The sequence below is a fragment of the Sporosarcina sp. P1 genome, assembly GCF_002743155.1.
In the GTDB taxonomy this organism is placed as follows: domain Bacteria; phylum Bacillota; class Bacilli; order Bacillales_A; family Planococcaceae; genus Sporosarcina; species Sporosarcina ureae_B.
The window spans coordinates 1-26,526 of record NZ_PDYS01000025.1; the positions used below are offsets into that span (position 1 = coordinate 1).

At 39.0% G+C, this 26,526-nt stretch carries 25 protein-coding genes and 1 other annotated feature; of the genes, 21 read left to right on the forward strand and 4 right to left on the reverse strand.

Annotation, left to right across the window (positions count from 1 at the left end; genetic code table 11):
* Positions 1-79: 79 nt before the first annotated feature.
* The 3 genes from CSV73_RS15305 to CSV73_RS15315 all read left to right on the forward strand — a co-directional run bounded on the left by CSV73_RS15305 (position 80) and on the right by CSV73_RS15315 (position 4,623).
* The gene (locus CSV73_RS15305) at positions 80-1,759 is read left to right on the forward strand and encodes a hypothetical protein (protein ID WP_099628019.1); all 1,680 of its coding nucleotides are present in this window, start codon (positions 80-82) and stop codon (positions 1,757-1,759) included.
* 287 nt (positions 1,760-2,046) lie between these two features.
* On the forward strand, positions 2,047-2,838 hold the full coding sequence (locus CSV73_RS15310; RefSeq protein ID WP_158232363.1) for a gluconate 2-dehydrogenase subunit 3 family protein: 792 nt from the start codon (positions 2,047-2,049) through the stop codon (positions 2,836-2,838).
* A 27-nt stretch (positions 2,839-2,865) separates the two neighbouring features.
* Positions 2,866-4,623, forward strand: coding sequence for a GMC family oxidoreductase (locus CSV73_RS15315; RefSeq protein ID WP_085130562.1), 1,758 nt, complete (start codon positions 2,866-2,868; stop codon positions 4,621-4,623).
* A gap of 76 nt (positions 4,624-4,699) precedes the next feature.
* Here CSV73_RS15315 and CSV73_RS15320 read toward each other — a convergent pair whose 3' ends face one another.
* Complete coding sequence (locus CSV73_RS15320; protein ID WP_099628020.1) at positions 4,700-5,398, reverse strand: pseudouridine synthase; 699 nt, start codon at positions 5,396-5,398, stop codon at positions 4,700-4,702.
* A gap of 152 nt (positions 5,399-5,550) precedes the next feature.
* On the opposite strand from CSV73_RS15320, the gene CSV73_RS15325 reads away from it, so the two are divergent.
* From CSV73_RS15325 to CSV73_RS15335, 3 genes are all read left to right on the forward strand, one after another.
* A complete protein-coding gene (locus CSV73_RS15325; protein ID WP_085130566.1) occupies positions 5,551-6,072 on the forward strand; it encodes a GNAT family N-acetyltransferase in 522 nt (173 codons plus the stop codon).
* 273 nt (positions 6,073-6,345) lie between these two features.
* Positions 6,346-6,657, forward strand: coding sequence for an inner-membrane translocator (locus tag CSV73_RS15330; RefSeq protein ID WP_085130568.1), 312 nt, complete (start codon positions 6,346-6,348; stop codon positions 6,655-6,657).
* 116 nt (positions 6,658-6,773) lie between these two features.
* The gene (locus tag CSV73_RS15335; protein WP_085130570.1) at positions 6,774-7,367 is read left to right on the forward strand and encodes a hypothetical protein; all 594 of its coding nucleotides are present in this window, start codon (positions 6,774-6,776) and stop codon (positions 7,365-7,367) included.
* A 212-nt stretch (positions 7,368-7,579) separates the two neighbouring features.
* Here the strand turns inward: CSV73_RS15335 and CSV73_RS15340 are convergent, their stop codons facing one another.
* Entirely contained in the window at positions 7,580-8,785 is a 1,206-nt protein-coding gene (locus CSV73_RS15340) for an MFS transporter (protein ID WP_085130572.1), read from the reverse strand.
* A 449-nt stretch (positions 8,786-9,234) separates the two neighbouring features.
* On the opposite strand from CSV73_RS15340, the gene CSV73_RS16885 reads away from it, so the two are divergent.
* The 8 genes from CSV73_RS16885 (at position 9,235) to CSV73_RS15375 (ending at position 16,480) form a co-directional block, all read left to right on the forward strand.
* Positions 9,235-9,363, forward strand: coding sequence for a hypothetical protein (locus CSV73_RS16885; RefSeq protein ID WP_255397540.1), 129 nt, complete (start codon positions 9,235-9,237; stop codon positions 9,361-9,363).
* A 155-nt stretch (positions 9,364-9,518) separates the two neighbouring features.
* A complete protein-coding gene (locus tag CSV73_RS15345) occupies positions 9,519-9,854 on the forward strand; it encodes an ArsR/SmtB family transcription factor (protein ID WP_085130574.1) in 336 nt (111 codons plus the stop codon).
* A 20-nt stretch (positions 9,855-9,874) separates the two neighbouring features.
* Complete coding sequence (locus CSV73_RS15350) at positions 9,875-10,828, forward strand: cation diffusion facilitator family transporter (RefSeq protein WP_099628021.1); 954 nt, start codon at positions 9,875-9,877, stop codon at positions 10,826-10,828.
* A gap of 330 nt (positions 10,829-11,158) precedes the next feature.
* On the forward strand, positions 11,159-11,359 hold the full coding sequence (locus tag CSV73_RS15355; protein ID WP_085130578.1) for a cold-shock protein: 201 nt from the start codon (positions 11,159-11,161) through the stop codon (positions 11,357-11,359).
* A 144-nt stretch (positions 11,360-11,503) separates the two neighbouring features.
* Complete coding sequence (locus CSV73_RS15360) at positions 11,504-12,556, forward strand: tetratricopeptide repeat protein (RefSeq protein ID WP_099628022.1); 1,053 nt, start codon at positions 11,504-11,506, stop codon at positions 12,554-12,556.
* A gap of 60 nt (positions 12,557-12,616) precedes the next feature.
* Positions 12,617-14,044, forward strand: coding sequence for a M28 family peptidase (locus CSV73_RS15365; RefSeq protein ID WP_099628023.1), 1,428 nt, complete (start codon positions 12,617-12,619; stop codon positions 14,042-14,044).
* A gap of 33 nt (positions 14,045-14,077) precedes the next feature.
* A complete protein-coding gene (locus CSV73_RS15370) occupies positions 14,078-14,551 on the forward strand; it encodes a peptide-methionine (S)-S-oxide reductase (protein ID WP_099628024.1) in 474 nt (157 codons plus the stop codon).
* Positions 14,552-14,671: 120 nt separating this feature from the next.
* Positions 14,672-16,480, forward strand: a complete 1,809-nt coding sequence (locus CSV73_RS15375) for a M3 family oligoendopeptidase (protein ID WP_099628025.1) — start codon at positions 14,672-14,674, stop codon at positions 16,478-16,480.
* Between the two features lie 56 nt (positions 16,481-16,536).
* Here CSV73_RS15375 and brnQ read toward each other — a convergent pair whose 3' ends face one another.
* The gene (gene brnQ / locus CSV73_RS15380; protein WP_085130583.1) at positions 16,537-17,838 is read right to left on the reverse strand and encodes a branched-chain amino acid transport system II carrier protein; all 1,302 of its coding nucleotides are present in this window, start codon (positions 17,836-17,838) and stop codon (positions 16,537-16,539) included.
* Between the two features lie 234 nt (positions 17,839-18,072).
* Positions 18,073-18,326, reverse strand: a binding site (T-box leader).
* A 401-nt stretch (positions 18,327-18,727) separates the two neighbouring features.
* Entirely contained in the window at positions 18,728-19,366 is a 639-nt protein-coding gene (locus CSV73_RS15385) for a hypothetical protein (protein WP_099628026.1), read from the reverse strand.
* Between the two features lie 547 nt (positions 19,367-19,913).
* On the opposite strand from CSV73_RS15385, the gene CSV73_RS15390 reads away from it, so the two are divergent.
* The 7 genes from CSV73_RS15390 (at position 19,914) to CSV73_RS15420 (ending at position 26,367) form a co-directional block, all read left to right on the forward strand.
* Positions 19,914-20,297 carry a GntR family transcriptional regulator gene (locus CSV73_RS15390; protein ID WP_085130586.1) on the forward strand — a complete coding sequence of 128 codons (384 nt, stop codon included), beginning with the start codon at positions 19,914-19,916 and terminating at the stop codon, positions 20,295-20,297.
* Positions 20,298-20,299: 2 nt separating this feature from the next.
* Positions 20,300-20,989, forward strand: a complete 690-nt coding sequence (locus tag CSV73_RS15395; RefSeq protein ID WP_085130588.1) for an ATP-binding cassette domain-containing protein — start codon at positions 20,300-20,302, stop codon at positions 20,987-20,989.
* Entirely contained in the window at positions 20,986-21,819 is an 834-nt protein-coding gene (locus CSV73_RS15400; RefSeq protein ID WP_099628027.1) for a hypothetical protein, read from the forward strand. Before CSV73_RS15395 ends, CSV73_RS15400 begins: the two co-directional genes overlap by 4 nt.
* A gap of 13 nt (positions 21,820-21,832) precedes the next feature.
* Positions 21,833-23,053, forward strand: coding sequence for a hypothetical protein (locus CSV73_RS15405; protein ID WP_099628028.1), 1,221 nt, complete (start codon positions 21,833-21,835; stop codon positions 23,051-23,053).
* A gap of 309 nt (positions 23,054-23,362) precedes the next feature.
* Complete coding sequence (locus tag CSV73_RS15410; protein WP_099628029.1) at positions 23,363-23,716, forward strand: hypothetical protein; 354 nt, start codon at positions 23,363-23,365, stop codon at positions 23,714-23,716.
* Positions 23,717-23,880: 164 nt separating this feature from the next.
* On the forward strand, positions 23,881-24,750 hold the full coding sequence (locus tag CSV73_RS15415; RefSeq protein ID WP_085130602.1) for a conserved phage C-terminal domain-containing protein: 870 nt from the start codon (positions 23,881-23,883) through the stop codon (positions 24,748-24,750).
* A 153-nt stretch (positions 24,751-24,903) separates the two neighbouring features.
* Positions 24,904-26,367: an MDR family MFS transporter gene (locus CSV73_RS15420; RefSeq protein ID WP_099628030.1), complete on the forward strand. Its 1,464-nt coding sequence runs from the start codon at positions 24,904-24,906 to the stop codon at positions 26,365-26,367.
* Positions 26,368-26,526 lie beyond the last annotated feature (159 nt).

A 26,526-nucleotide genomic window follows, 5' to 3' on the forward strand; every position in this document is an offset into this window, starting at 1 on the left:
GTAAATATGAAACGATTTCCTACCCTATCCGTATACATAGTATGTAACAAAATCTAGTAACTGGAAAAGAGTGTTGGGTATGTTGGGTTTACTACTATTTTCATTAGTTGTAGGAGTTATCACGAGTGCTATGATCGTGCCGTTCCTCTCTGTAAATAACAAAAAAGAACCATTATCTTTTAACCGCTGGGTCGCTTTTGGGACGCTTACAGTGATCAGTACGATTGGCGTATTTATATTTTATTACGTGACGAATTTAGATCGTAATTGGTCATCGCTGTGGGCATTATTCCTCGTCGTCGCTATTTTAGGGGCAGTTTTTTCGCAAGGTATGGAGCGTAAAGTCAAAATGGTCGTATCGTTGGCAGCTTTGCTCATTGGTGTGTATGTCTTAAGTGCACCTCTTTTCAATGCAAATAAAAAATATGAAACGGTTGCGATGAAGCAAAAAGTGGAAATTACAGCGTTTGATGAAACGAAAACGCCGGCTAGTGTGCCGCCAAAGTTTGCGCGTAATAAGATGAAAAAAGCATTTGGTCAAGTACCAGATACGAGTTATTACGAACTCGGACATTTACAAATTCAAAAAGTGGATGACGAATTTGTCTATATTGCGCCTGTTGAGTTTTCAGGATTTTTCAAATGGTTTAACGGTAAAACGACACCGGGTTACTTCACGATGAGTGCAACGGATTCATCGGATAACCCGAAATTCATTCAAACGGAAATGGCGTATACGACGTCTTCTTATTTCCATAAAAAAGTGTATCGAAAAATGCGTATGGAAATGCCGGATTTAATCTTTTACGGAGATGTTCAATTGGAAATTGACGATGAAGGCAAGCCGCATTATATTCGCACGTATGGAGAATTCATTTCGGCACGTAACGGATTTAACGCCAAAGGAATTGTCATGTTGGATCCTGAAACAGGTGCTACGAAGAAATATGCGTTATCAGATGTTCCTGAATTTATTAATGGAGCCATTTCACCTGAAGCGGTAAGTCTTCAAAATAGTTATTTCGGTAAGTATATTCATGGTTTTTGGAATTCATTGGTTGGCAAAAAAGATGTAAAGATTCCTTCAGACGAAGGTACAGAAGCCAATGTTAGCCCGATCTTTGATGCGGATGGACATATGTATTACTTCACAGATTTCACCAGTCCAAAAGAAGGCGTAGACTCGATGCTTGGCTATGCATTAACAGATGGTCGAACAGGGAAAGCGACGTATTATACGGGGGATTTGGAAGAGTCCTACATGGATTCGCAAGGTGCGCTCCAGATCATTGAAAAGAAGTTTATCGAAAAGAAATGGAATGGCGAAATGCCTGTTTTGTATAACTTCTACGGTGAAGCTAGCTGGTTGACACCAGTACTTGATTCAAATGGATTCTTGCAAAATTACTTCATTGTTTCCGCTGCGAATCCTGAAATCTCTGTATTTGCGAATTCACCAAATGAAGCGTTGAAATTGTATAAAACCGCACTTCAACGTGGTGGCAGTACGGTAGATGGAAGTTCTGATGCAGAGGAAGCGAAAGCAACGATTACAGCCATGCGCGTATTTAAAGAACGCGTCGGTGAGTTTACAGTCGTTTCAATTCTAGCAAAAGACGGTCGAAACTTCCTTGTGTCATCGGAAGTCGAACCTCTTTCAATTTATGTGGAAGAAGGCGATCAGTTAACGGTAACGTATTTGGAGACGGGTGAATTATTCTTACCTGTGAAAGAATTAGTTAATAACAGTGTGAAATAAATAATTGTGAAATAGCCTAATAGCGCAATCGCGTAGTTAGGCTATTTCTTTGCGTATATTTATCGCATGATTTCTATCTAATTAGCGAAAAATTTCAATATATTATAATAGTTCATATTGAATAGCAAAATGAACTGTGTTAAAGTCGGGATACTATGGTGAAATTGATAATATTTTGTCAATATAGGTATTCCATAATTAAATAGGTAGTAATTAACAATTTACTCGCGTTACATTCACGCAATGGATTCTAGTAGTTACGAACTTTCATGTATAGGAGTGATAAAATGGCTAATAACAACAACCCAAAAACAGAAAGTCATGATCCAGGACGTAGAAACTTTCTGAAGAACACCGGTCTAGTTGTAGGTGGCGTGGCAGGTGGATCTTTACTTGGTGGTTTATTCACGAATCAAATGAAATCGGATGAGGGGAAAAAAGGGAAAAGTGAAGACGCTGTCAAAGTAGATCCGGCCCATGCACGGGTGTTTTTCGGTCGCTTCGAAGACTTCATCGTACTGGCAACGGCTACGGAACTGATTTTCCCTGAAGACGACAACGGCCCGGGAGCTATCGGGCTGGATGTACCGTATTTTATCGATAAACAACTGGCAGGGACTTGGGGCATAAATGGTGACGACTATCGTCAAGCACCTTTTACCAATTTGGAAGGTTTGAAGAAAATCGAGAAGGCTGATGAAAAAGTCAATCATTCACGGGCGAACCGAGGGAAAATTTTCTTGGAAGGTTTACGCTTGATGAATGCAGAAAGTATGAAACGGTTTGACGCTTCTTTTGACCAAGCTACTGAAGAGCAGCAACATGAAATTATGAGTGATCTCGAAGCAGGTAAGCTCGACATGAAATCTATTCCTTCAGACGCGTTCTTTGCGCTACTAAAGCAGGCTACATTAGAAGGTGCGTTTTCGGATCCTTTGTACGGTGGGAATAAAAACATGGACGGTTGGCGTATGAAAGAATTTGCTGGAGCTCGTCCATCTTACGCAGACGTCATTGAAAGTGAAGAATTTGTTAAACTGGACCCAATTAGTTTGACGGACTATCAACGAAAGAAATAAATTCAACATTTTCAGGAGGTAGAAGGTATGGCAGAAGAACTAAAGAAAGTGGACGTTGTAATTGTGGGGACTGGCTGGGCTGGTGGAATTACTGCTGCTGAGCTCACAAAAAAAGGATACAAAGTGGTGGCGCTTGAAAGAGGTAAGGAACAATCACGGGATGATTTCATCGGGGCGAAAGATGAATTAAAATATTCCATTCGTTACGATATGATGCAAGATCTATCCAAAGATACAGTGACAGCAAGAGGTAGTATGAAAGAAACCGCGAAGCCAGTACGAAATAATAACTATGCGCGCTTTGGAAATGATACAGGCGGGGCAAGTGTCCACTGGAATGGCGTAAGTTTGCGCTGGTTACCGTATGATTTTGAGATTCATAGTCAAACGGTGGAAAAATACGGCGCGAAAAAGATTCCAGAAAATTGTACAATTCAAGACTGGGGTATTACATACGACGAACTAGAACCGTATTATGATAAATTCGAAAAAACAGCTGGCGTTTCGGGTGAGGAAAACCCTGTCGGACCTCCACGTTCGGATAAGTATCCGAATCCACCTTTGAAAACGACGCCATCGATTGAATTGTTTAAAAAAGCTTCGACAAATCTAGGGTATCACCCATATCGTTTACCAGCTGCCAATATGTCGGAGTCGTATACAAATCCAGACGGCGAGACGATCAATGCGTGTATGTACTGTGCGTTCTGTGAAGAGTATGGCTGTGATTTCGGTGCCAAAGGCGATCCAATCGTTACAGTATTGGAGACTGCTAGAAAGACAGGGAACTTTGAAATTCGGAATGAATCCACAGTGACTGAAGTCATTCATGATGGAACGAAAGCGATCGGGTTAAAATATATTGATAATATTACAGGTACTGAATATATCCAACCTGCGGATATTGTCGTGTTAGCCGGATTTGTCTTTACAAATAATAAATTATTATTAAAGTCTAAAATAGGCAAGCCGTATAATCCCGAAACGCAAGAAGGTGTAATCGGGAAAAACTTTACAGGTCACTTTAGTAATATTAGTACCTACATAGGTGCACGGGGCTTCTTTGATAATGAAAAGTGGAATTTATCTATGGGTACAGGTGCACTAGGGGCAAAAGTGGATGATTTTGCAGGAGATAACGTGGATCATACAGATCTTGACTTCCTTCACGGCTATGAAATTCGCTATTACCATTTAGGTCAGCGTCCGATTGATAATAACCATGTGCCAGTGGGGACACCTGCTTGGGGTAAAGAATACAAAGAGAAAAATTTATTTTATCATAACCGCAGCTTGATTATTCGAGCGAAGACTGCTTTCTTACCTAACCGTTATACGTATCTGGATTTGGATCCTACGTACAAAGACGAGCTAGGAGATCCACTAATACGTGCGACTGTGCATTATGAAGAGCAAGACATAAAGCGCGCACAACATGGCGTGGAAACGTGTAAAGAAATTATGACAGAAATGGGTGCGGATATCATTGACTTGGTCGACGTACCGGATGATGTGAAGTTTGATAGCAAGTTCTACACAAACCACTTCCTTGGCGGTGCGATAATGGGTGAAGATCCTAAAACATCCGCTGTCAACACGTACTCGCAAATGTGGGATATGGAAAACTTGTTCGTGCTGGGTGGATCTTCCTTCCCGCATAACAGTAACCATGATCCTACCGAAACGATCGGTGCATTCGCTTACCGTGCTTCAGAAGGTATGATCGACTATCTTGGTGGCGAGGGTGGCTTGTTAGTGGAAGCTAAACAAACGAGCAAAGCTTAATTTCACACTAGCATGTATGAATGCCTATTATAATAGCCTAGCGTCGCAAATGCGATGCTAGGCTATTTTTAAAATATCATGATTTTAACTTCGCTGTCTCTTCTTCAGTCAAGTAACGCCACTGACCGCGTTCCAATGATCCAAGCTCAATATGCTTGATGCGAACTCTTTGCAAGTGCGTCACGGTATATTGAAACCGTCTGCACATTCTGCGGATTTGTCGATTCAATCCTTGCGTTAACGTAATACGAAACGTGAAGTCGTCCAAAGGAGTTACGAGGCAAGAGTTAGTCGTCATATAGCTTTTCGTTCTGGGATTATAAATATCTACCCCGTTGGATAAGTCTTCTATAAAGGTATTCGTTATTTTTTTATCGACTGTCACCACATACTCTTTTTCCTGATGGTTTTCGTCTTTCATTAACTCATTTACAATACTTCCATCATTGGTTAATAAAATTAGACCTTCTGTTTCTTTATCCAAACGTCCCACAGGAAATATACGTTCAGGATACGATATAAAATCGATAATATTACCCGCAATAGTAGGCGAAGCGGTACAAGTAATCCCACTTGGTTTATTAAGTATCATATATAGGTCCTGTGCGTTGTGCGTGATGGAGTGCCCGTCTACTTCAACATGATCATGCTCTTCAACAAAATAGACATGCGATGCAATGTTGCCGTTAACAAGCACTTTTTCAGCCGTAATATAGCGCTCGGCTTGTCTTCTGGAACAGAATCCCGAAGAACTAATATATTGATTCAACCTCAACGTGTTCGCTCCTCGTCTATCTAGGTGTTTCTTCTATTGTAACATGTTTGCTCTTTCGTAGAATGCCTTCGTATTGTTATATTATACTAGTAGTGTGCGAAGTTAAACCTGTTCATCAAATGACAAAACATAGAAATTAGGAGGGGCTGCCAATGAATATTGAAATCATGCCAGTAACCGAACCAACATCCATGCTTGTGAATACGCTCAATCGATGGGGGAACGACGTGAATTTAAAGTCATTGTCTCAACCTAATCCAAGTAAAGAAGAATTGGAACGAGAAAAGGTTTTGACTATTGAAGATGTACACCGTCGTTTAAAATACCAACATCTATTCCTGATCTATTTGGAAAATCAGCTGATCGGGGAAATGAGCTACACGGTGGACCCTGAGCATTTATTTAGAAAAGAAACTGGGACGGCGTGGATCAGCATTTCCATTGGCGAGCCTGAATGCCGTGGGAAAGGAATTGGTTTTATCGCTTTAGCGTACTTGGAAGAGCAAGTTAGAAAGCGTGGTCTTCAACGAATCGAGCTAGGCGTGTTTGAATTTAATACACCCGCTTTGAAGCTTTATAAGAAGTTAGGATATCAAGAAATTGGACGCATAGAAAACTTCACGTATTATGATGGAAAAATGCGGGCTGATATTCGTATGGAAAAGCGTATGTAATTTGATAAGTAAGTACACGCGTTACATGAGAATTACATCACTTGTTAATGAATTCCAAGTTGGATATTTTAATTGTTATTCAAACGATTCGTTCCAGTACCTGGTACTTTTCATCAGCATTTCCCGTATTGTATAAGGTATGGGAAATTTTAAAGGTGTCATGGAGTGCAGTAAGAAATAGTGAATAGACCGCGAAGGCACCAGATTGCGAAATCACTATTTCAAGTTTGAGTAGTTTTTAATGGCATCGTTGGATCATAGGGAGGGAAAGCGATGGAAGGTTTACTATTAACTGTATTCATCTTAATAATCATATCGCTTAACGTTGCTTCTTTTATGTTTTTCAAAAAGGGGAAATTAAATCTTATGATTGCAGGAATTATGATGATGATTCTTGCTCCTGTTCTTGGTTTTTCAAGTGGCGCATTATTTCTCCATTTCTATGATTGGAGTTCAGGGGGAACAGGAGAGGGTGCAGGCTATGGTGGCGCTTTTTTAGGTTTGATAACCTTGGTTAATGGGATTCTACTAGTATTGATTGGAATAGTTATGTTTATTATAAAAGTCATCACAAAACGACGTTGATCTTTCCTTATGACAGAAATGCGCGCAATTGCTTTATAAGTGATTGCGTCTATATCGCAATCGAGCCAAATGGATATACTAAACAGCACATTAGTCAGAAGATAAAGGAGATTTATATGAATACAAAACGTAAAAGGAAGATCTTGGGAATAGGCTCGGGAATATTTATTATACTTGTCATAGCTTTCATATCTTGGTATTATCCATTGTCGCTTCTTAGCATCGATCAAAGCTTTGCCTATAGTCCCGACACGGAAACCCATAATGGCAAAACCTATGAAGAAGAGATTGGCGAGTTTAAAGCTGCCTACGAGAAGGATCTGAAAATGGATTTAGAAAGTAATAATTACAATCCTACGGTAAATCGAACTCAATTTATTCTTCCGATTTTTGAACAACAATGGTTGATCGGTATGGACTCCAAAACAATTGACAAAGATAAACTCGATAGAATGCTTTTCGACGTACAACAGGCAAGAAATACCCTGTTAGACCTTGTCTCTGAAGGAGATTATTCAAGAGAAGAAAGAGTATACCTAGTTGATAGCATAAATAATTTCCTAAAGTTAGAAGATAGTATTAGATTTATAAGAACCGGAACATATTTTTCAAGAAGTGATTTGCATAGGTTGTTAGGTAATTTACAAGCAGAGTTCTGGGCGGGGTTTGATTACTATACCACCGTTTTTTATGATGCATCTCATACATAAAAGCTTGAAGTAATTGGGTGCTTTTATCATAAAACGAATTTGCGCATATCTAAAACAATCGGGCCGTTATGTTGACACCATCTTATAACTATACTGTGAAAATGCAGTCTGAATGGTAAAGTAGAATGATTTCACTAATTAAAGGTAATGGGCTTATTTTTATAAGAAGCAAAAAAACGATTGAACAAGTGTCCAATCGTTTTTTATGCATATTATTCAGTTGGAACGATAAAATCACGTCGGCGAATTAATGCAAATAGTGCACCAAGTCCTAACAAAGTTGCTGCCAAGATAAATGTTATTCTGACATCCCAAAGCTCAGCAATGGCTCCGAAAGTTAATGATGAAATACCGAACAAGAGTGATAGTATAGTGCTTTGCACGGCATGAATTTTAGGAAGCTGGTCAGTAGTTGCAGATTTTTGAAGCAATGTCTCACTTACAATACTTTTTAATTGTTGAACAACACCGTTCAGAATAACAAGTAGAATGGAAATCCACGGAATGGCGGTTACTCCGAAAAGAAGAGTGACGCCGCTAATGCCAAATGATAACACAATAAGCAAGCGTTTCAGGTTGTTTTCAATCCCAATTACAAATCTTGAGCAGATGACTCCTCCAATTATCATACCTAAGAAGAAAGCTGTATTAATGTAACCCCACCAAGCTTCTGTCTGACCTAGAACTTCTGCCACGAAGATGTAAAGGATCGAAGCAATCCATACAACATTGGCAATTGCTTCAAAAATGATGACCACATGAAGACTCCTAAAAAGCGGGTTTCTCCATACAATCTTCCAGCCTTCGGTTAGCTCACTCCTCCATTTACCTGTACACTCTTTTTTATGGAATGGTGTGGGATCGTAAATACAGAACATCATCATCGTTGCAATTATATACAAACTACCTGTACCGAAAATAATAAATTGTCCACTCATTAATGCGACAGCTATTCCTCCCAGTGCCCAGCCTCCTAAATTCATTGTTTCAGAGACGATCGAGAAGAAACTGTTCGCTTTCACAAGTCGTTCTTTTGGCACTAAGCGTGGTAGCATAGCACGGCTTGCCGGCGATGCCCAGCCATCCAAAAACGCAATACACCCAACAAACGTTAGAATGATGAATAGATCGGTTATTGTTTCAGAAATTAATAAAAGCGATAGAGCAACCAATAGAATGGTCTTACTGACTTGTGAATAAACGAGCAATGTCTTTAAAGGAAAACGATTGATCAACCACGGAGAGATCATCCCACTAATAAAACGACCGAACATATTGATGAAAGGTACCAATGCTAATGCAAAAGGTGACTCCGTGAGTGTATACAAAAAAGAGATGATACCGACAATATAAAAAACATCACCTAGACTAGCCAGTGATTGGCCCATCCATAGAAAACGAAACGATTGATTTTTCATTCTTACTACCCCTTTACTATCAAATTAAAATCTGATTTCTTAGGGTAGTTTTACACTCGTATTATTCCTCCTTTACATTAAGAACCACTTCATACATAGAATTCAAAAAAGATTAACAAAGGGATTGCTATCGAAAAGAAGAGTAGTAAGAATGAAAGAAATTTCATATTAGTCAAATTATATCAATTGCTAGAATGTAATGCCATACGATTAAAAATTATTGTATGCAAAAACCAATTACTACATTATTTTTAATGCATTAGGGGAGATAAAAAACATGACCGTTTCTCCATCGAGTATGATTGATTCACAAGTATTCGAGCTTATATCGCAATGAGGCCAAATCGTGGGATAAGAGAGAAACACCCCTATGGTGCATCTTGATGCGCTTAATACTACCTTTACTTTAATATCTTTCTCCAATAATACGGAGAGAGGAGTTATTATTGGTGCATTTGACGAACCGTTCAGAAGTCATTCGATGGCCAGTAAACGGTTGTGCGCGCGCTGGTTGGGTTGGTTGCAGCCGTGATTTGGCTATTACTATGGGTATATTCTTTGCCACACCTTTCTTTTGAGATACCAACAGCTCAATAGTATATTACCTACATAAGGTACATGAAAATAAGAGAGTACTATATGTAGTAATTGACAATTATTTAAATAGTTTATATTATATGAGTATATGTTCATATATGATAACCAGAAACACATGATTGGAGAGGAATTGAAAATGAGCGAAGAAACAAATAGTGACCAGTCTTTGGAAGAAAACACGCAACATTTGGATGAAGAAACACTTTTCGTTGTCTCCCAAACGTTTAAGGCATTAAGCGATCCGACGAGAATCCGGATCTTAAATTTATTGTGCAAAGAAGAACACTCAGTGAATGATATCGCTGAAACATTAAATTTAAGTCAGTCATCGGTCTCACATCAATTGCGTTTTTTAAAAAACTTGCGGCTGGTGAAATTTAGAAGAGCAGGGACGACCTTTTATTATTCAGAAGATGACCATCACGTAATGAATTTATTGAAACAGGCAATTGAGCACGCGACTCATAATTAACAACACGGAGGGATTATTCAGTGGGACTTGACCAAGGACACGACCATGCGCATGGTGCGAATAAAAAAGTATTATTGATTTCCTTCCTCATCATTACTTTATATATGATTGTGGAAGCGATCGGCGGATTTTTGACGAACAGTCTTGCCTTATTGGCAGATGCCGGTCATATGTTAAGTGATTCCATTTCATTAGCGATTGCATTGATTGCATTTAAGTTCGGGGAAAAGGTCGCAAGTAAAAGCAAGACATTCGGCTATAAGAGGTTCGAGATCTTAGCCGCTGTGTTAAATGGAATCACATTGATTGTTATCGCTTTGTTCATTTTCTTTGAAGCAGTAAAGCGCTTTGCAAATCCTCCTGAAGTTGCGACAATAGGCATGCTGATTGTTAGCAGCATCGGGTTGGCCGTAAATATTTTAGTTGCATGGATTATGATGCGCGGCAGCGATGTGGAAGAGAACTTGAATATGAAAGGCGCTTACCTGCATGTCATGAGCGATATGTTAGGTTCAATCGGAGCGATTGCTGCAGCGCTGCTTATGATGTTCTTTGGATGGGGCTGGGCCGATCCGTTAGCGAGTGTTATTGTAGCGGCATTGGTTTTACGCAGCGGTTACATTGTATCGAAGTCAGGGCTGCATGTGTTAATGGAAGGCGTGCCTCAAAATGTGAAGATGAATGAACTTATTCATACGCTCCGCAATGCGCAGGGCATCATCAGTGTTCATGATTTACACGTTTGGTCCATAACGAGCGGTTTAAATGCACTTTCTTGCCACGCCGTAGTGAACGATCAAATGACGATTGCGGAAAGTGAGCAATTGCTTCGCAAAATCGAACATGATTTATTGCACCAAAACATTCATCACGTTACTGTTCAATTGGAAACATCGGCCCATCAGCATGACGATTCAATCTTATGCCAAGTGAAACCTGAATCGTCGGGAGGCCACCATCATCACCATCATTAAGACAGTTAGTGACCGGCAGCAGTGTTGCATAGGTCACTATTTTCTTGAGAATGAAACAACATTCGTTGTATACTGTGTAGGGGTATATAATAATAAGTGGAAATAAGCCAATTTATGGAAAATACAAAGAGATATCAAGAACTTTATTTTATGTACTAAACATTAGGGTTGCTTTTTTATTTAATGTCTGTTATATTTAAAGAGTATTATCTTTGTTCTTTTTCAGATCGAGAATATATTTCATGGAAATATATTTTGTTTTTCGTCTAAAGTTTTGAGCAAGTATAGTAACATCATTGTGTGGATATCCGCACTAGGAGGCAATTAATTATGGAACAAGGTACAGTGAAATGGTTTAACGCAGAAAAAGGTTTTGGCTTCATCGAACGCGAAGCAGGGGAAGACGTATTCGTACATTTCTCAGCAATCCAAGGCGACGGTTTCAAATCTTTAGACGAAGGTCAAAGTGTAACATTTGAAATCGAACAAGGACAACGTGGCCTACAAGCTACAAACGTTCAAAAAGCTTAATAACAGCTTGAAGGAGACCCTACTTGTAGGGTCTTTTTTTATTTGTTGAAATGTATGTATACTATATGTAAGAGCTACTAGGAGTAAAAATATTCATTAGCCTGATTTATCTATATTCACATCCATTCTTAGGGGGCATTGCATATGAAAAAACTAGCATTGTTATCGGTTGAAGAATTGCTCGATCAGTTAGAGGTACTTGTAGATCAGCGCGAAGATGGAAAAGATTATTTGCTGAATTCGATTATTTCAACTGAAACGGCGTTGCTTCGCGCAATTAAGGCAGATCCCGAGAGCGATTATACACTGAGTATCTCCAAAATCGAAAACGATCTCGCAGAACATCTTGTAAAGTATGGAACGTATTTAAAAACGGAGTATAAAAAAGATGATGTAGCGGCGCAGAGTACACTGAAACAAGCGCTTCGATACGATCGAACAATTCCGTTAGCTCATTATCGTCTTGGTTTTTTAGCGTATAAACAGCAAGCGTATAATCATGCTCTTTTCCACTTCCAACATGCGGTGGAGTATAACCGTTTGAGTCCCCAACATAAAATGAGTTTATCGAATCAGCAAAGTTATCATGCGTTGCTGTATTTGAGTAATAGTGCGTTATATCTTGCTGTCGACGCACAACGACAAAGTCTAGAAATTTCAATACATAATGATGTGAAACAAACGAAAATTAATCAATTAACCCTGTCGCCATTATATGAACTCATTGATGCGAATTCGAGTTATTTAGCACAACAAGCATTTCAGATAAAGGATAGCGAAGGGCAGCGTGGAGCTTCATGGGAAGAGTACGAAGAACTGATCGATGGAGATGCTAGCGATGAACTTATGCTAGATATGACAGGTAGGGAAATTTGGGCGCGATATGGCGGGTCAGCAGTTAAACTAACCATCTTGAATGCCGAATTACTTCGTACACTGATGCTGAATTCAAGTGAAGCTCAGCCTTTAGCTAAAACGGACCTCTCGGATTTATTTAGCGTGAAGTCAGGCGAAATCAAGATTGAAAGATATGTAAAAAGTATTTCCCGACTTCGTGAGAAATTACTGAAATTGAAACTTCCGCTAGACGTCATAGGGATGGTTGCCAAGCCATTGAATGGACAAGATACATCCTACTTCTATCGGGCTACAGACATCCCTTTTGTGCTTATAGAACATGCAGAAGGCGGTCAATGACAGGTCTGTCATCGAGTATTTCATATACTTTAGTTATCACCTAAAGAGGAGCTGTTGTATATGAAAATGAAAATGACTTGGAATCGCTTATGGGTACGTCACGGTTGGAACTTGAAGCCGATCATCGGTAAGGAATGGAATGAGGATACACATTTTCGGGCGCACGAAGAGACAGATGAGAACATGAAGTTTTTAACGTCATGTTTGACAAAAGCGAATGTACTATTTAACTATAATGAAGACCTTAAACTCCTGATAGTAGAAAGTGCACCGCCTGAAGAGGAGCAATGGTTATCTGTAGTAAATGCGAAGTACAGAGGCAGAACAGAGATGTGCGGAATATACACGGAAGATCGCCAATTAAATATATATCAGTTGGATACGTTTAGTAGCGGAGTCGTTCGTCAAGTCAATCGATTAGGTATTCAAACGGAATATTCATGTGATGGTCATGGAAAGCGTAACCCTTTTCTGGACGTACAGAAAGGTGTAAGTGGACAACATCTGATGGAGTTACTGCAGGCACTAGGTATTCCTTGTAGAATCAACCGTGAAAATCCACAGCGTGATACGATTAAGATCTTAACTTCCCAAGAACAACTGTTAGATTTAGCGGAGCAACTGTCTACGATTGATCAAGCATGGCTAGCAAGCGGTGTTTCAATTGAAGAACATTTATTTCAAATTGAGCTAGAACAATTGCTGAATGTTCCTGGTAAGAGTGGGAATGAAGGAGAGATTCGTCAACATGTCGCAATGAAACTTAGACCATTCGTAGATACAATGCGTACGGATTCATATGGAAATCTGCTTGCAGAAAAGACGTATGGATCAGGAAAAGGTCGAGTTATTTTAGTAAATGCACATCTGGATATTGTCCGTGAACTCATTCCGGGACGTCAAATCCTAAAAACGGATGGAGTGTGGAGCAGCAGTGAAGGGATTTTAGGAGCAGATGATCGTGCGGGGATTGCGATATTGCTTCAAATTTCCAAATATCTTCAAACGAGTCGCTTTACAGGTACGGTAAAATATATCTTGACTGTAGAAGAAGAGGTTGGTCTTATTGGAGCATCCGAAGTCGATGTCGCATTTCTTCAAAATGTCGATGCAGCTTTTGTTTTGGACCGAAGAGGTAGTGGAGATATCGTCACGTCGTGTGCAGGAATTGAATATTTTTGTACAGATTCTTTCGGAAGTGCCATTGAAGAGATTGCGGGGATTAGTGAAGCGGGAGAATGGAAGTGTACACCAGGCGGCAGTAGCGATACGCGGATCTGGGCTGCAGCCGGTATTCAGAGTGTTAATCTTTCGGTAGGCTATCAGAATGAACATACGAATGCTGAATCGCTTCACGTAGGCGATTGTTATAATACGGTTACTCTACTTAAAAGTTTGTTTTTGAACACACGTATGTTAATGCCAAGTATTAGAGAATTAAAAAGATATCAGGCAACGCGTGAAAGAATTTCAAAAAAGATAGTATAACGGATCATTTGTACAGACGAGAGGAGTGTCCACATGGAAGTAGTATACATTGCGGGTGGCTGTTTGTGGGGAGTACAGGCTTTTATAAAAACCTTACCTGGCGTGACATTTACGGAAGCAGGGAGGGCGAATGGAACGCTTCATTTATTGGAAGGCGACTATGATGGGTATGCTGAATGTGTAAAGACAGGATTTGATCCTTCTGTCGTGACCATTTCGGAATTAATGGAGTATTTATTTGAAATCATTGATCCGTATAGTGTGAATCAACAAGGAGCAGACGTTGGTGAGAAATATAGAACGGGCGTCTACAGTGAAAACCTTGCACACTTAAAAGAAGCGAAGGCGTTTATTATGGAGAGAAGTGATGTTGACCGTATAGTTGTGGAAGTAGTACCTCTTACAAATTATGTGAGAAGTGCAGACGAACATCAAAACAGATTAGCTAAATGCCCAACGGATTATTGTCATATACCAGCTGAATTATTAACTAAATATGGAACATGAAGAATGTGCAGTCGAAATCAATAAAAATGACCACACGGTATGATGAATTGGTATATAATGGACTCAGCTACTACTAGAAACAACGTTTACAGTAGGGATATATAAGGGGAGTGACATACAGTGAAATATCAAAACACGTGGGATCTAGAGAGTATTTTTGCAGGTGGCACGCAGTCTAACGAAGTACAGACGAAACTTTCGGCTGTCAAAGAAGATATTGCTCTTTATGCAGATCAGTTACACGCTTGGAATAGTGATCCGACTAATGATGCCTCTACTTTACAAGAATTATTAAAAATGCAAGAAGTCATCGGTAAAGGCTTAGGTCAAGTGGGGACATTTATCAATATGTGGCGTGACGCCTTCATGGATGATCCCTATGCAAGCGTTGTCAAAGGGCAAGTGATGGAACTTAGCAGTGAAATCCAGCAACTTTCCACGATCTTCACTAAAAAATTGGTAGCTATTTCGGATGAAAACTGGAATCAACTTCTTGAAGACGATACTTTACACGTCATCCATTTTTCATTAAATGAAATACGCGAAGAAGGTAAACGGTTATTATCTGAAGCGGAAGAAAAGCTGATTGCTAAATTAAATAAAGACGGTCTCGCCGCGTGGAGCGATTTATACAATACAGTGGGCTCCACTATGACCGTTCCGTTTACAGATAAAGACGGGAAAACAACGGACTTATCTATCGGGCAAGCTATGAACAAAATGTACGCAGATCCTGATGCAGAAGTGCGCGCGGAACTTTTTGATAATTGGGAACAGACTTGGTCTGCGAATGGACCGATCTTTGCGGACATCTTGAATCATTTAGCAGGCTATCGCTTAACGTTACAAGACGTTCACGGAAGAACAAGTCATTTAGAAGAGCCGCTTGAATATAACCGGATGTCTGAAGATACGCTTGCTGCGATGTGGTCAGCAGTGGATGCGCAGAAACAAACGTTTATTGATTACTTAGGACAAAAAGCCAATTTATTTGGCATGGATCAGCTTGGCTGGCAAGATGTGGCGGCTCCTGTCGCGGTAGGTGAAACGAAGCCGACACGCTTCACATATGATGAAGCATGTGACTTTATTATAGAAAATTTCGCTTCATTTGGTCCGAAATTAACCGCTTTTACAAAACATGCATTGGAAAATCGTTGGGTAGAAGCGGAAGATCGTTCAAACAAACGCCCAGGTGGCTATTGCACAAGTTTGCCTGAATTGGAAGAGTCACGTATTTTCATGACGTTCACGGGTTCACCGAGTGATACGAGTACATTGGCACATGAATTAGGGCATGCTTTTCATAGTCACGTAATGAAAGATTTACCGACACTGAACCAAAATTATGCTATGAATGTCGCGGAAACAGCAAGTACGTTCGCGGAAACGATTATCGCCGATGCCACGGTGAAAAATGCTGCATCGGATGAAGAAAAGATCTCTCTATTAGCCAATAAATTAGAAGGCGCCACTGCGATGTTTTTAAATATTCGTGCCCGCTTCTTATTTGAAGATCATTTTTACACGGAACGCGCAAAAGGCATAGTATCAGAAAATCGCTTGAATGAATTAATGGTAGAAGCACAAAAAGAAGCGTTTGGAAATAGTTTATCTTCTTATCATCCGCATTTCTGGGCAGCTAAGTTGCATTTCTTTATCGATAGCGTGCCGTTCTATAACTTCCCGTACACATTTGGATACTTGTTCAGCTTAGGGATCTACGCGGAATACTTGAAACAACCGGAAGGGTTTGAAGAGAAGTATATTGCGTTATTACGAGATACCGGATCGATGAAAGTAGAAGACCTAGCGAAAAAACATCTGAATGTGGATGTGACGAAAGAAGATTTCTGGGCAGCCGGCATTGCGCTAGTAGCAAAAGACGTAGAAGAGTTTGTAGAATTGACGAATACATTACAGAAGTAAAATGGAAAGTAAAATCCCGCTCCTTTTTAAAAAAGAAGCGGGATTTTTATTGAGATTTATTTATTTTCTTGCTGGCTGAACTTATCCAGTATGTAACCAGTTGTGGCAGCTACAAATGCTGGTAAAACCCAGCCAAGTCCGTATTCAAAAAACGGGATAATATTTAGCGACTCAGTAACGCGATCAAGGCTGTACCCGATGCTAGTGAATACTTCGTATAAAGCAAAAATGAATGTGATAAATATAGCAAGCCGATACATCATCTTTCCGCCACCTGCCACATGTTGGAATAAGGAGAGAATAACTAACACAATGGCGATTGGATAAATAAACACTAATAAAGGGGTTGCCAAAGCTAATATGGCATTCAATCCTAAGTTCGATACTAACAAGCCGACTAGTACAAAAATAGCGACATACGCCTGGTAACTTAATTTCGGATATATTTCATTGAAGAACCTTGAACAAGCATTAATTAAACCGACACACGTCGTTAAACACGCTAGTATGACAATGATCCCAAAAAGAAGTCCTCCGCCGTTTGGAAATAACATGCTGGCTGCTTCGGTTAATACTTCTGCGCCATTTTCAAATGTTTTTTCTTTTGGAATCACTTTGCCGATCCAACCGAGTGAGAAATAGACAATGGCCAATCCGATACTAGCAATGAAGCCAGCACCCAAAGTTCCTTTAATAAGCTCCGATTTTGACCTCGACCCTTTATCTTTCAGCGCGTTGACCACGACAATCCCAAACGCTAGCGCAGCGACAGCATCCATCGTGAAATAGCCTTCTAAAAATCCATTTACAAATGGAGCAGTCGCATACTCTTCTACTGGAGCTGAAGATATGTTATCAAATTTGATAAACGCTTGAACAACGAGCATTCCTAAAACCAACAGTAGAATGGGCGTTAAAAATTGGCCGATGCGATCGACGATTTTTTTAGGATTTAAGCTGATATAGTATGTAATACCAAAGAATAGTAGAGAGAATATAAGTAATGGGAAGTTGCCATTCACTTCAACTATTTGTTTGAATCCTAATTCATACGCAACATTGGAAGCTCTTGGAATACCATAAAAAGCTCCGATCGACATATAGATGATGATCGCAAAAATCATTCCAAACACTTTATGTACGCGGCTACCCATAGACAATAGCCCGTTATCAGACAAGGCGATCGCCATAATTGCCATGAACGGCAGTAGAACGCCCGTGATGAGAAAACCGACAATTGCGGGTGCAAAGTTCGTTCCTGATTCTAACCCAAGAAATGGGGGGAAGATGAGATTTCCAGCTCCAAAGAATAAAGAGAAGAGCATGAATCCTATGAATAGTATGTTTTTTTTACTCACAATAATACCTCCTGATGTTTTTGTGTGTAGAGTAAAATGAAAGTACATAATATATGTATAATTGTAATCTAGAATAGTAAGACTTTGCAAAATATAGCGTGAATTTTGTCGAATACTTTTCCAACCTGGTTGATGTCATCTTATACAACTCATAAGATGATTTGTATTAATCTAGTGCTTTGTTCATCTGAAATTTCTCTCCCTTATTTTTGCGCATAAAAAACTCGCCCCCTAAATAGGGACGAGTTTTTACTCGCGGTACCACCCATGTTCTAAAAGCTTCGTAAAACGATAAGAAAGTTCCATTACTAATTCATCTTACGATTATATGTTTTCCATTTAACGTTGGAAATCCGGCAAAATTTACTATTTTCAACTTTGCATCTTAGAGATGATTTTCGGATAGGATCTGTCCATCGACTTTCACCAAACGTCGACTCTCTTGAGGACAAATTTCATATCGTACTCTTTCTCGTCACTGAATATTATATACTACAATACAATTTAACAGACAACTATTAGAAAGGTCAATACCTTTTACTATATTCGGAATATTACAACTACACGATCTCTTGGAATGAACGGGGATGGTGGAAGTGTCTTGTCTGTTATCGCATCCCTCAAAGATTTTTTATGGATCATCACCCCAGTCACTCTTCATGTTATTTTGCTTTGTGAATAGTAGATAAAGCTATAATAAAGTTGTGAAGTACTTTTTAGATTACTCAGCAAACAGGCCGTATTGTTGAAGAGGTTTACCCAATTACTTCTTCGGGGAAGAGTTAGTTTAGGATTAATAACGAAGAACCGTACCATAATTAAGTGAGGTTTAAAAAATAGACCACCTAGAACGTTGGTATGACAACGATTTAGGTGGTTAGTATTTAATTTAGTCATGAAATTTGTACTGTTTAAATGCTTGAACAGGAGGCTTGCGATTTTCAAAGATATCAGGGTCATGGTAGGGAGGATCCAATTGGCTTAGATCAAAGGAATCGTCTGTACATGATATATATAAACTATAACCTTCTTCATCTTCAGGGAAAAACACTTCTTTTTTTTCGCCAAATTGAAGTGCTTGATTAATTGTATCCCTTAACCTTTGTAATGCTGCACGATTGCCAACAATAAAGGCATCCCCATGCCAACTTGGCTGTCCATAAATGTGTAAGTATTCGTCTTCCTCACTATATTTCATCGCCTTTTCAATTTCCGCAATTATTTTCAAGGGCTCCTTCTCTGTAATAAAAATATCAGAATGGAAACCTTGGAATGCTTTTGATTTGAGATTTTGTATAAATACTTCTTTTACATCGCATTCTTGAACGAATAAATACATCTCTTCTTGAATTTCACTTACATACAAATAGACACGAATTTGTTGATAGTCCTTTTGGAAAAGGAACTGTTTAAAAAGTGGAGTTGAACAAATTTCTTCTACTAGTATAAAGCCCTTAGAGATGACTTTTTGGTTAGAAAAGGTTAAATAACTTTTTAGACTATGGCTATACCAATATAAATTACTCATACTTTACCTCCTAAAGTTTATAGTATTTTGGATTTTTATTGGTGTGCCTTCTATAATACCAATATTAATTTGCTTATACTATAAGCCTTTATAGAAATAACCGCACTTAGATATTTAATGGTGAATGGCATCATAAATAGGAAGAGTGATTTATTCAACAAAAGCGGGCGGTACTGGAATGAAAATTTGCACCCGTTCAACAAACGCGCCATTTTGTCGAATAGCGCAGGAGGTTTTTGAGAAAACTAAAGAATAACATTATTATTTAGTAACTGATCAGTTTTTAGCTTTGAGCGTTATTCATTTATGTCTGAGTGGATACGTTCTTTGGGTTTTTAGAAAAAATCTCTATTTATGGTCTGAAGTGAAATGGGATGATGTTCACACCGAAAAATTTAAAACAATACGAGAAGTATAGCGCATCTCTAAAACAGAATTGACAACTTTATGTATTACCCATATAATACACTTAACGTGTATGAACCACTTGATACACACACTAAGAAAATGATGTGCATACACCCAAGAACGTATAGGAGTTGTTTCGATGAATGTAAATTTTAACAATCGCGACCCAGTCTATTTGCAGGTAGTTCGGTATTTTAAAGAAAGAATTGCAATAGGCGAATTAGTACCTGGAGAAGAAATACCATCGAGACGGGAGTTGGCAAACAGGGTGAAGATAAACCCTAATACCGTACAACGAGCGTATAAGGAAATGGAGGAACAGGGTTTGATCCATACCGAACGTAATCATCCGAGCAAAATAACAACCGATGAAAAGATACTAGGCAAAGTACGAGAAGAGTTGCTACTTGAGGCGGTGGAAACATTTGTAACATCCGTTCGGTCTATTAAAGTTCCAGTTGATGAATTATTGAACTTGGTAAGAACAAAGTACACAGATCATGACGATGATAAGGGGGTATAAAAATGATTGAAGTAAAAGAGGTTACAAAGAATTATGGTCGGAAAAAAATATTGAAAGGTGTATCTTTTACAGCCAACAAAGGTGAAATAACTTGTTTACTAGGAATTAACGGAGTTGGTAAAACAACCATTTTAAATGCCATCATGGCACTTACCCCGATTAACAAAGGGCAAATATTAATCAACGGAGAAACCATTAATAAAAACATGTTCGAAAAAATCACCTTTATACCTGATGCCATCACAATGCTGCCACAGATGAAAATCTCTGAGGCAATGGAGTTCATGAATGACTTTTATACATGTTGGAACCAGAAACGTGCAACAGAACTGCTTGGTTTTTTACGATTGAACGAACAGGATAGAATCTCTTCCTTATCAAAAGGAAATACAGCAAAGGTCAATTTATTGCTGGGTTTAGCAATGGATGTTGACTTTGTATTAATGGATGAACCGTTTTCGGGAATTGACATGTTTAGTCGTGAGGAAATTGCCAAAGTGTTTACAAGTCATTTAATTGAAAATAGAGGCGTTATTATAACAACACATGAAATAGGCGATATTGAACATTTAATCGATAAAGTGGTGCTGTTAGACGAAGGGATTGTGATTAGGGAGTTCAGCGCGGAAGAAGCTCGTGAAAACGAAGGGAAATCTGTGGTGGATGTTATGAGAGAGGTGTATCAGAAATGAAAAACTACTTGAAGTTAGTCAATTTTGAATTCAATCGTATTGCAAAAATATTTGCAGTTCTACTAGGCATTACGCTAGTTGTACAAATTACTGGAGTCATAGTGTTGTCGAAAAACTACTTAAACATGGCCAATGAAAAAATTTATGAAGAGTTTATGCCAAAAGCAGAATTCTTAGTAGACTATGGCCAAATGAGTTTTCTCGCTGTTACTAGAAGTATGTGGTTTTTTGGTCCAATTGCTTTATGTATCGCCGGTGTTGGGTTCTATATTTTCCTGATCTGGTATCGTGATTGGTTCGGAAAAAACACATTTATTTATCGATTATTAATGTTACCCACAACGAGATTGAATGTTTTCTACGCAAAGATAACAAATATTCTACTAGCGACGTTTGGCTTTGTGGCATTTCAACTTATTTTGATTCCACTAGAGACAATGGTTTTTAGATGGATGCTGCCAAAGGAATTCCGAGTGGATATGAGTATCAAAGAGATTGTTAGCAACATGCCAGAATTACACTTGCTTTTCCCAACTACTTTTCTTGAAATGATAGTGTTTTATGGAGCAGGGGTAATGGTTGTGTCCATTCTGTTTACTGCAATTTTATTTGAAAGAAGTTATAAGTGGAAAGGCATTTTTGTGGGAATTTTGTTCAGCTTAGTAGCGGTTGCGGTATTGATCTCACCACTTCTTTTGCAAGAATTTGTACTGAATGACTTTTTCTATCCGTTAGAATTATTTGTATTTGAAATAGTAATGGGTGTAATCGTACTTACAGGATCCATTTGGATGAGTGGATTCTTATTAAAGAACAAGATTACTGTATAAGGAGTGTGTGGAGATGAAAAAGTATTGGAAGTTTACTTCAATTATTGCGGTTATTGTGCTTAGCATAGGAACGTTTTATGTTAGCTCTGCTAATTCGGCAACTCAATTTCCTGAGTTTGTAATAAATAAGAAGAGCGGTAATGCTGAAGAAATAAAATCTTTGGAGTTGGAAGGATTCTATCATAAAGGCGGATCTATGGGTTATGTAAACAATTACTTGAAGATCACTTCTGACGGTTCGGATTATAGAAACGGTAGTTCAATTATTGACTCGGTTATAGGACACCCCGCACCACTGATTCAGGAATTACAGGAGAATTATCGTAAATTCATGAGAGGCAAAGGCCAAAGTGTCGATTCATTTTTTGTGAACAAGAAGCTGATAGCCTATGCAGAAGTGAAGTATAAAACAGGTTCAATTACAAATAGAGATTTCAAATTCGACCTATCTATGGTTGATAAAGACACTGGCCATATATCTTCCTTCACTATTGAAGTTCCAGACAGTTCATCAATTAAACATATGTTTGTTGAAGATGTCCAAGTGGTTGATAACGAACTACATGTGATTACCCATAATAATACTAGAAAGAATAAGAAATATTTTAATGAAAAACATATCTACTCTTTCGATACATCTACTGGGAATATAAACAGTAATGAAACGGTTTTATCCATCCCTGAACAACAAGACAATGACTATACTTTTGCAAACCTAATTCAAACAAACCCAGATCAAGCGAATGAAAAACTTGTATTCATAAAAACGCAAGACAACATGATACAAGAAGAAGAAACGGATAGAGTAGAAAAAACTATTAAGCAACTAATTTATTACAATTTAAAAACGAAAGAAAAAGAGGTACTTGAATTGCCAGGCGGTTTAGAAGAGTATCAAAACAGTTTCTCTGATGGTTCAACTATATATCTTTCGAAAGTAAGCGAGGGGAATTTGGTTGTAACTCCTTATAATATAGAGAATGGTCTAGTTGGTAAGGAATGGACTATACAGCTATCAAACGAAAGAAGTAATGAAGAACCACCAATTATTTTTACAAAAGACGGTAAGTTATATGTGACAACACATATCACAAATTTTGAAACACAGGCTAGCATCACCGTTATTGATTTGAAAACATCGGATATAATTTACCAGGGTGAAGTAATCAGAAAAGATCTCCCAAAAAGTGATGAACAATTTGAGTTTTATATTTTTAATATGATCGTAAAATAAGAGTGGAATGGGGCTTGCTTTAGTTTTAAAGCAAGCTCTTTTGTCTGAATAAAAATATGGCCTAGACGCAAAAGATATTTGGCAAATCAGACGTATACGACGAAAGAAGATTAAAAGGGTGCAATAATAAGCCACTGACTTTTTGAATGAAGGAGTCAAACAACATGACAAAGAGATTGCACTACTAATTTAATAACTGTAAAGATAAATTATTTCGAAAAGGTGTATCCTTATTCAAAAAGATCTCTATATAGCTAGTGAAGAGGCAAATAGCTGCCGCTTACAACTAGTTAGTAGGGGGATACTATCATGCAAATTATTAATGAATCATTTCTACAATTTCATCCACACACAGCCGCGAAGATCGGACTTAATGAGTCGATGTTTCTGCAACAAATCCATGAGCTGTCTTTCGGTCTTCATGACACGATAGAAGGGACACAATGGGTGGGCAGGTCGTATAAAGAGTGGCATGCCGTGATGAATTTCTGGTCAATGGCTACGATTATCCGAGCGATACGAAAATTGGAGTCATCCGGCTATATTCGCTCGAAGCGACAGAACTTCGGAGAAAAGATGTATCTCGTAGATTACGAAGTCTGTGAGTCGATCGGGGTATTTCTGCTACCGCCAGTGAAAGGAGAAGTAGTGAGCATAAACTAACGTGTAATCCAGATGAGTGGAGGCCTATGCTTCCGCTCTTTTCTCGTGCAGTTTTGTAATCAAAAAATAGTTTGAAAACAAGTATCCTTATGCAAAAAGCTCTCTATATAGTAAGTGAAGTGGTGAATGGTTATCACTTACACGCAATTTAGGAGGAATTCAGTATGAAGTTATTAATCAATGAACAGCCATTACAATTACTACCGTCTCTTGTGCATGTAGTCGGATTAAACGAGGCATTATTTCTGCAACAGCTACATTTCCGATCACTTATTTCAAAAAATGTGCGCGACGGCCATCAGTGGGTGAATAAAACGTATGATCAATGGCTGGAGGAGTTTTCATTCTTGTCACGTATGACGATCAAACGTACGATTTATAATTTAGAAAAACAAGGATACGTTATTTCGACTTCTGAATACAATAAGATGAAAATTGATAAGACGAAATGGTATCGAATTGATTACACTAAACTCCCTGCCTTGTCTATTCAAGATGACCCGTCCGTTGAAGAAGCGGTACCAGCAAAAAGTGAACTGGAAATAGATCATGCGACGTTTCAATCTGATACAACGGACGTTTCACTTCGAAACGCTGTGTCGTACCAAAGTGAAACGAAGGACTGTGCCAATGTGGGACGGCCTATAACCAAAGAACTTAAAGAACTTAAAAGAATAAAGAATAAAGATCTTGTCGAGAAGCCTCTCGACGTTACGCATTTCGTCATTGCCTATTTGAATGAGAAAACCGGTAAGCAATTTAAAGCAGCGTCTGCAGCTAATAAGAAATTTATTAATGCAAGAGTGAAAGAAGGCTATACACAACAGGATTTTATACAAGTCATTGATCTCAAAGTGTCGCAATGGAATACTAATCCTGAATTTCGAGCATACTTACGTCCTTCCACATTATTCAACCCGACGAACTTTGAAAACTATTTGAACGAACAGCCGGTAATACCTGTACAACATACGCCAAGGCGCGTGCCCAAATCGCCCGTATTGGATTTTAGTAGAGGGGAAGATTTAGGCTAGCTAACTCGTATAAAAGTAACAATGAATTTTTGAAAAAAGATCGCTATTTTGGATTCGGAAAGTTTGACACATCAACTATAAAAAAGCATGATAAGAGTAAATGAACGGTAACTAAACTGCCGAATTCACGTGATCAACGAAAGAGGTTTTGAGATGGAAGAACAGAAATACGAATACTTGGCGGATAATCCGAATATTAAAGTACTGCCAATTATGTTGGCTCTCATTATCGGTGCATTTTTCGCCATTTTGAATGAAACACTATTAAACATCGCACTCATTACACTGATGGATCAGTTTTCCATCACGTTACCGACTGTGCAATGGATGGCTACAGGCTTCATGCTGGTCATGGCCGTCGTCATCCCCATCTCGGCGTTACTTTTACAATGGTTCACGACGCGGCAATTATTCCTCGGTACGATGACCGTCTTCACGATTGGAACAATCGTGGCTGCGAGCGCGCCGACATTTCCCATTCTATTAACGGGTCGACTCATTCAGGCTGTCGGAACAGGATTATTGATGCCGATCATCTTCAACGTCTTCCTACTCATTTATCCACCGCATAGACGGGGTAAAATTATGGGAATCATCGGACTTGTCATTATGTTCGCTCCAGCGATTGGCCCGACGTTATCAGGTGTGATCGTGGAATATCTCGGATGGCGTTATTTATTCATCCTCGTCATTCCATTCGCGTTATTTTCTATCGGATTTGGTTATAAATACTTGATCAATGTTACGGAAGTCACAAAACCAAAAATTGATTATATTTCATTGGTCTATTCATCAATTGGTTTTGGATCACTCGTCTATGGATTCAGCTCCGTTGGGAATAGCGCAGACGGTTTTGCAGATCCGCTCGTCTTGTTGTTTATCAGTATGGGCGTGATCGGTATTGTGCTGTTCGTCTTGCGTCAGTTGAAGCTAGATGAACCGATTATGAATATGCGCGTGTTCCGATACCCGATGTTCACTCACGCCGTCTTCATGTTCTTGATTATCATTATGGCGATGTTTGCTTCCGAAATCATCTTACCCATCTATATGCAAGGACCACTCGCGCTTAGCGCAGCGACTGCAGGGTTGATTCTACTGCCAGGCAGTATTTTAAATGGTATTATGTCTCCGTTCATGGGTTCACTATTCGATAAGTTTGGTCCGCGTGTGCTGATGATTCCAGCGACGATTGTGCTCAGCGGAACGATGTTCATGATGAGTCGATTGACGCTCGATACGCCCATTTGGGTGGTTGTCACGAGCTATATCTTGCTGATGCTCAGTGTATCTGCGATTATGATGCCGGCCGAGACGAATGGATTGAATCAACTACCGAAGCGATTATATCCGCACGGCACCGCAGTTATGTCGACGCTACAACCAGTTGCAGGAGCTATTGGCGTGTCGGTATTTATTAGTATTATGAATGCGAGACAACTGCACTTCCTAAATAAATCTACAACACTTGAAGACGCAGTAACTGCTGATTTGGCTCTCGTTGCTGGTGTTGAACTTGTCTACTTCATCGCATTCGCCATGTCGCTTGTGGCAGTTGTGCTGTCGTTTATTGTGTACCGTGCTACACCGCAAGAAGATATGGAAGAAAGTAAATAACAAAAAATCCCCAACCCTTCAAAAATAAAATGTACCCTATAAGATAGACACTTTGAAAAAAGTCTATCCTATAGGGTACTTTTGTTTATAATGAATAAAAAGATGTGGGAGCGGATGAATGTGACTGAACGATTGTTTACCTTAAAAGAACAAGCACGC

What these genes read in the sequence shown, in the direction of transcription:
- CSV73_RS15370 (WP_099628024.1), top strand. Translation starts at nt 14,078, where the DNA reads ATGGAAGTAGTATACATTGCGGGTGGCTGTTTGTGGGGAGTACAGGCT.
- CSV73_RS15305 (WP_099628019.1), top strand. Translation starts at nt 80, where the DNA reads ATGTTGGGTTTACTACTATTTTCATTAGTTGTAGGAGTTATCACGAGT.
- CSV73_RS15325 (WP_085130566.1), top strand. Translation starts at nt 5,551, where the DNA reads ATGAATATTGAAATCATGCCAGTAACCGAACCAACATCCATGCTTGTG.
- CSV73_RS15405 (WP_099628028.1), top strand. Translation starts at nt 21,833, where the DNA reads ATGAAAAAGTATTGGAAGTTTACTTCAATTATTGCGGTTATTGTGCTT.
- CSV73_RS15355 (WP_085130578.1), top strand. Translation starts at nt 11,159, where the DNA reads ATGGAACAAGGTACAGTGAAATGGTTTAACGCAGAAAAAGGTTTTGGC.
- CSV73_RS15335 (WP_085130570.1), top strand. Translation starts at nt 6,774, where the DNA reads ATGAATACAAAACGTAAAAGGAAGATCTTGGGAATAGGCTCGGGAATA.
- CSV73_RS15365 (WP_099628023.1), top strand. Translation starts at nt 12,617, where the DNA reads ATGAAAATGAAAATGACTTGGAATCGCTTATGGGTACGTCACGGTTGG.
- CSV73_RS15400 (WP_099628027.1), top strand. Translation starts at nt 20,986, where the DNA reads ATGAAAAACTACTTGAAGTTAGTCAATTTTGAATTCAATCGTATTGCA.
- CSV73_RS15415 (WP_085130602.1), top strand. Translation starts at nt 23,881, where the DNA reads ATGAAGTTATTAATCAATGAACAGCCATTACAATTACTACCGTCTCTT.
- CSV73_RS15410 (WP_099628029.1), top strand. Translation starts at nt 23,363, where the DNA reads ATGCAAATTATTAATGAATCATTTCTACAATTTCATCCACACACAGCC.
- CSV73_RS15310 (WP_158232363.1), top strand. Translation starts at nt 2,047, where the DNA reads ATGGCTAATAACAACAACCCAAAAACAGAAAGTCATGATCCAGGACGT.
- CSV73_RS15315 (WP_085130562.1), top strand. Translation starts at nt 2,866, where the DNA reads ATGGCAGAAGAACTAAAGAAAGTGGACGTTGTAATTGTGGGGACTGGC.
- CSV73_RS15345 (WP_085130574.1), top strand. Translation starts at nt 9,519, where the DNA reads ATGAGCGAAGAAACAAATAGTGACCAGTCTTTGGAAGAAAACACGCAA.
- CSV73_RS15385 (WP_099628026.1), bottom strand. Translation starts at nt 19,366, where the DNA reads ATGAGTAATTTATATTGGTATAGCCATAGTCTAAAAAGTTATTTAACC.
- CSV73_RS15330 (WP_085130568.1), top strand. Translation starts at nt 6,346, where the DNA reads ATGGAAGGTTTACTATTAACTGTATTCATCTTAATAATCATATCGCTT.
- CSV73_RS15395 (WP_085130588.1), top strand. Translation starts at nt 20,300, where the DNA reads ATGATTGAAGTAAAAGAGGTTACAAAGAATTATGGTCGGAAAAAAATA.
- CSV73_RS15340 (WP_085130572.1), bottom strand. Translation starts at nt 8,785, where the DNA reads ATGAAAAATCAATCGTTTCGTTTTCTATGGATGGGCCAATCACTGGCT.
- CSV73_RS15420 (WP_099628030.1), top strand. Translation starts at nt 24,904, where the DNA reads ATGGAAGAACAGAAATACGAATACTTGGCGGATAATCCGAATATTAAA.
- CSV73_RS15360 (WP_099628022.1), top strand. Translation starts at nt 11,504, where the DNA reads ATGAAAAAACTAGCATTGTTATCGGTTGAAGAATTGCTCGATCAGTTA.
- CSV73_RS15390 (WP_085130586.1), top strand. Translation starts at nt 19,914, where the DNA reads ATGAATGTAAATTTTAACAATCGCGACCCAGTCTATTTGCAGGTAGTT.